Origin of the sequence: Marinimicrobium sp. UBA4209, assembly GCF_002381585.1 — a bacterium.
Taxonomy (GTDB): domain Bacteria; phylum Pseudomonadota; class Gammaproteobacteria; order Pseudomonadales; family Cellvibrionaceae; genus Marinimicrobium; species Marinimicrobium koreense.
Window position 1 is genome coordinate 8,869 of the sequence record NZ_DFTP01000027.1, and the last position, 4,422, is coordinate 13,290.

The 4,422-nt window shown below is 57.8% G+C and carries 6 protein-coding genes; 3 read left to right on the forward strand and 3 right to left on the reverse strand.

Going from position 1 to position 4,422, the window contains the following annotated elements:
* Window positions 1-193: 193 nt before the first annotated feature.
* Complete coding sequence (locus B3187_RS04265; protein WP_024459926.1) at window positions 194-451, forward strand: DUF4404 family protein; 258 nt, start codon at window positions 194-196, stop codon at window positions 449-451.
* Window positions 452-514: 63 nt separating this feature from the next.
* On the opposite strand, the gene B3187_RS04270 is transcribed toward B3187_RS04265, so the two are convergent.
* On the reverse strand, window positions 515-745 hold the full coding sequence (locus B3187_RS04270) for a hypothetical protein (RefSeq protein ID WP_024459927.1): 231 nt from the start codon (window positions 743-745) through the stop codon (window positions 515-517).
* A gap of 243 nt (window positions 746-988) precedes the next feature.
* Between B3187_RS04270 and cueR the strand changes: the two genes are divergently transcribed.
* Window positions 989-1,393 carry a Cu(I)-responsive transcriptional regulator gene (gene cueR / locus B3187_RS04275; RefSeq protein ID WP_286804734.1) on the forward strand — a complete coding sequence of 135 codons (405 nt, stop codon included), beginning with the start codon at window positions 989-991 and terminating at the stop codon, window positions 1,391-1,393.
* A gap of 113 nt (window positions 1,394-1,506) precedes the next feature.
* On the opposite strand, the gene B3187_RS04280 is transcribed toward cueR, so the two are convergent.
* Both B3187_RS04280 and B3187_RS04285 read right to left on the reverse strand, forming a co-directional pair.
* Entirely contained in the window at window positions 1,507-1,911 is a 405-nt protein-coding gene (locus B3187_RS04280) for a GtrA family protein (protein WP_286804735.1), read from the reverse strand.
* The gene (locus B3187_RS04285) at window positions 1,892-2,845 is read right to left on the reverse strand and encodes a glycosyltransferase family 2 protein (protein WP_024459930.1); all 954 of its coding nucleotides are present in this window, start codon (window positions 2,843-2,845) and stop codon (window positions 1,892-1,894) included. Before B3187_RS04285 ends, B3187_RS04280 begins: the two co-directional genes overlap by 20 nt.
* Window positions 2,846-3,149: 304 nt before the next feature.
* Between B3187_RS04285 and prfB the strand changes: the two genes are divergently transcribed.
* Window positions 3,150-4,245 (forward strand): peptide chain release factor 2 gene (gene prfB / locus B3187_RS04290; RefSeq protein ID WP_286804737.1). Its coding sequence is split into 2 segments (ribosomal slippage): window positions 3,150-3,221 and window positions 3,223-4,245, totalling 1,095 coding nucleotides; the frame shifts between segments, so codons are not numbered across the junction.
* Window positions 4,246-4,422: the final 177 nt, after the last annotated feature.

Below are 4,422 nucleotides of genomic sequence, written 5' to 3' on the forward strand. Positions count from 1 at the left end.
GCCGGTCCCCGGCTCCACGGTCTCACAAGGGTTTACCGCACAGCGCCCCTCAGTGCCAAGGGTTGCGCATTAGCCGTAGGGTGGAGCAGAGCGCAGCGTTATGGTTCGTCATCCACCAATAAGCACGCAAGGTACAGTCGAATACAACACTGCAAAGTCAGCGAAGCAAGTTAACCCAAAAAACGAGGTCTTTATGCCCCAGGAAAAAGCCAGAAGTCTGATTACCCAGTTGCATGAGATGTACGGCAACGAGGAGCCCAGTGAGCAGCAGAAGCATTTGATGGAGCAGTTGGAGTTGCACACCCATCCGAAGGGGGCGAAGGATCAGTACGGTGAGCCGGTGCCGTTGGATACTCTGGAGTTGTTGGTGGAGGAGATGGCGGCGGAGCATCCGCGTACGGCGGCGGTGATGCGGGAGATTCTGGAGACGCTGAAGAATATTGGTGTTTGAGCCCGATTCGGCAGGTTGCGTGCAAGGCGCAATCTGCCGGTTATTGAGCGTATGCCCCGCGGATCACACGGCCCAGGCGAGGGCGACGCCAGCGCGTTCGAGGTAGATGTACTCGGTTTTCTCTGTGGCCGGGTGGCAGGGGTGGCGGAAGTGGTGGTGGTCTTTGGTTGACCCCATGTACTCCCAGGCCTGGCCGGCGAATTCACAGATCGGATCGCCCTGATTCAGGCGGTCTTCCGCAAGTTGATCCCACATGGTTTCCCACTCGGGACTGGTCATACTCAGGTATTCCATGGCGGCCACTCCGGCTCGGTGTTTAATGTCTAATCTAGACTTTTCATTCTATTTGTCAAATATAATTTGTAAGTCTTTGATGTGGATAGCAAAAATGCCGTTTAAGTGTGCGCCTTGTCACACTGTTCTCGAGGAGGTTTCTGGCCAGTATTGATCAATAAGTAGTCAGGCGCCATTTTAAAGGTTATAGTTAGTGTAATCTTTGCCGGGCCAATTGACCGGCAGTGTTTAAGAGGAGGTTGGATGAATATTGGTCAGGCGGCGGAGCGCAGCGGGTTGAACCCGAAGACGATCCGTTATTACGAGAGCATCGGGTTGGTGTGTCCGCACCGGGCGGCCAATGGTTACCGGGATTACCGGCAGGCGGATGTGGAGCAGCTTCAGTTTTTGCAGCGTGCCCGGGCGGTGGGATTTACGTTGGATGAGTGCCGGGAGTTGCTGGATCTTTACCGGGACCCGCACCGGCGCAGTGCAGAGGTCAAGGCGCTGGTGTTGGAGCGGGTGGCGCAGGTGGATGAACAGCTGGCTCGCCTGGAGGCGATGCGGGATACCCTGGTGACCATGGCGGAGCACTGCGCCGGGGATGATAACGCGGAGTGTGCGATCATTGATTCTCTGACCCAACCAATGCCCTTTAAGCTTGTTTAGCGTCAGGACCGACTGAGTGGCAGCTGGTTCGGGACGATATATGCGTAGGTCGGATTAGCGCAGCGTAATCCGACAAATTCGCTGAGTCGTGGTTGGTGTCGGATTACGCTTCGCTAATCCGACCTACTGGCAGCTGATCCGGGGCGATAGACCCAGAACTTATTGAGGATAAAAGAGACGACGGGCACGGATATCACCACAATGCTCAGGGTGATTCGATGGGGGAGCGACGTGCCGGTCTCTAGCGCCCAGAGAAGTATTTCGCTGGAGAGGAAAGTGGAAACCGAGGCGACCACAAAGCGTTGCAGGGTGGCGCGGGTGAGCGCTACCCTAAAGGTCAGCCAGCCATGGCCGTAGAAGGACACGGTCATGGCGGTCACATAGCCCAACAGATTGGCGGCGTACAGGTTTAGGCCCAGTCCCTCATGGCTGCTCAGTGCCATCAGGTAGTGGGTCAGGGTCGCAGCGACGCCGACGATGCCAAAGCAGACCAGTTGCCTAAGCAGTCTGATCGTCATCGAAGCCCCACTTGGCCGCCACCAGATAGATCGGTCGGTTTTTCACTTCCTTGTAAATTCGACCCACGTACTCCCCGAGCAGCCCCAGAAAGAACAGCTGGATCCCGCCCAGGAACAGAATGACCACCATGGTCGAGGCATAACCGGGTACATCCACCCCGGTGGTCAGGGTTTTGATGATGACCACCACCGCAAACACAAAGGCGCAGAACGAAACGATCAGGCCCAGGTAGGTGCCCACCCGGATGGGAAAGGTGCTGAAGGAGGTGATGCCGCTCAGGGCAAAATTCCACAGGCGCCAGTAGTTGAATTTGCTTTCTCCCTGGGCGCGCTCCTGTCGGTCGAACTCGATGACCGTATGCCGGAAGCCGGGCCAGCAGAACAGGCCCTTCATGAAGCGGTCTTTCTCCGGCAGTAGTTTGATGGCATCCACCGCCTTGCGATCCATCAGGCGGAAATCCCCGACGTTTTCGGGGATATGGATTTCGCTCATTTTGTTGAACAGACGGTAGAACCACTGGGCGGTCTTGCGCTTCATCAGGCTGTCGGCCTTGCGGGAGGCGCGTTTGGCGTAGACCACCTCGTATTCGCCGGTGAGCCATTGATCCACCATCTGGCCGATCAGCTCCGGCGGGTCCTGCAGGTCGGCGTCGATCGGCAGGACGGCGTCGCCGCGGGCAAAGTCCAGTGCAGCGGTCATGGCCGCTTCCTTGCCGAAATTCCGGGTCAGCGCGAGCACTTTGATTCGAGGGTTACGGTCGGCGTGATTACGTAACTGCTGGAGGGTATCGTCGGCGGAGCCGTCGTCCACACAGATGATCTCATAATCGACCGGAACGTCTTCCAGTGCCTGCTCGAGCGTCTGAAAAAAGTGATCAATCCCGCCCGACTCGTTGTACATGGGCGTGAGTATCGACAGTAGTGGATGGTTCATGCCGGTTGCTCCGGGTTGAGTCAGAGCCATGGGGCTCTGTTGTTATTGGTGTCTCTGTCCATGGTGCCAGACTTCGGCAGAGGCATTGTCCACGGTTTTAGCGGTTTTTTACAGGGGCAGGGCGTCAGTTTGTGGCCTCTATCGCGATTTCCGCCAACCGGGGAGCCCGCCGGAGCACTGGCGGTGGTGCGGCCTTGTGCGTTAGAATGCGCGCCCTGATTGGGGCGATCCCCCACCTGAATTCACTCTGTTTCCGGCCGCTTTATCCCGCTCGGCCGGTGACGCGACAACCGGTTTGGAACTTATGGAAATCAATCCGCTGCTGAATCAATTGAAAGACCTGACTGAGCGAACTGATGTGCTCAGGAGGTATCTTTGACTACGCTCACAAGAAAGAGCGTCTGACAGAAGTTGAACTGGAGCTGGGTCAGCCCGATGTGTGGGAAGATCCGGACCGCGCCCAGGCACTGGGTAAAGAGCGCTCCTCACTGGAGCTGGTGGTAAATACCATTGAGGATCTGGACACCGGTGTGGCGGACTGCCGAGAGCTGCTGGATATGGCGGTCGAGGAAGATGACGCCGACAGCATCAACGACGTGGCGGCCGAAATTGAGCGCCTGGATGGTCAGTTGGAGTCCCTGGAATTCCGCCGGATGTTTTCCGGCGAGGTGGATGAAAACAACGCCTACCTCGATATTCAGTCCGGCTCTGGCGGCACCGAGGCCCAGGACTGGGCCGAAATGGTCCTGCGCATGTACCTGCGCTGGGGCGAGCGCAAAGGGTTCAAAACCACCCTGGAAGAAGCGTCCGCCGGTGAAGTGGCGGGCATCAAAAGCGCCACCATCCGCTTTGAAGGCGAATACGCCTTCGGCTGGCTGCGCACCGAAACGGGCGTACACCGGCTGGTGCGCAAGTCGCCCTTTGATTCGGGCAATCGTCGTCACACCTCGTTCTGCTCGGTGTTTGTCTCCCCGGAGATCGACGAAAATATCGAAATCGATATCAACCCGGGTGATCTGCGTACCGACACCTACCGCGCCAGCGGCGCCGGTGGTCAGCACGTGAACAAAACCGATTCGGCGGTGCGGATTACCCATGAGCCCACCGGTATCGTGGTGAGCTGTCAGAGTGAACGCTCCCAGCACCAGAACCGCGATCGGGCCATGAAAATGCTGCGCGCGAAGATGTACGAGCAGGAAATGCTCAAGCGCAATGCCGAAAAGCAGGCCATGGAAGACAACAAGGCTGACATCGGCTGGGGCAGTCAGATCCGCTCCTACGTGCTGGACGACCAGCGCATCAAGGATCTGCGCACCAGCGTTCAGACCAGTAACTGCCAGGCGGTGCTGGACGGCGCCCTGGACCAGTTTATTGTCGCCAGTCTGAAAGCGGGCCTGTAATCAGGCCCTGTTCATTCACTCCCCAACATCAGAGATGCCATGAGCAAGCCCAACGCCCCCCAGGATGAGAACAACCTTATTGCCGAGCGTCGCTCCAAGCTGGCGGCCATTCGAGAGAAGGGCAACCCTTTCCCGAATGACTTCCGTCGCGACAATACCTGCGCCGAACTGCAGGCG

Excerpts from the sequence above, each read along its gene's own strand:
- B3187_RS04285 (WP_024459930.1), bottom strand. The coding sequence starts at position 2,845 with ATGAACCATCCACTACTGTCGATACTCACGCCCATGTACAACGAGTCG.
- B3187_RS04280 (WP_286804735.1), bottom strand. The coding sequence starts at position 1,911 with ATGACGATCAGACTGCTTAGGCAACTGGTCTGCTTTGGCATCGTCGGC.
- B3187_RS04265 (WP_024459926.1), top strand. The coding sequence starts at position 194 with ATGCCCCAGGAAAAAGCCAGAAGTCTGATTACCCAGTTGCATGAGATG.
- cueR (WP_286804734.1), top strand. The coding sequence starts at position 989 with ATGAATATTGGTCAGGCGGCGGAGCGCAGCGGGTTGAACCCGAAGACG.
- B3187_RS04270 (WP_024459927.1), bottom strand. The coding sequence starts at position 745 with ATGGAATACCTGAGTATGACCAGTCCCGAGTGGGAAACCATGTGGGAT.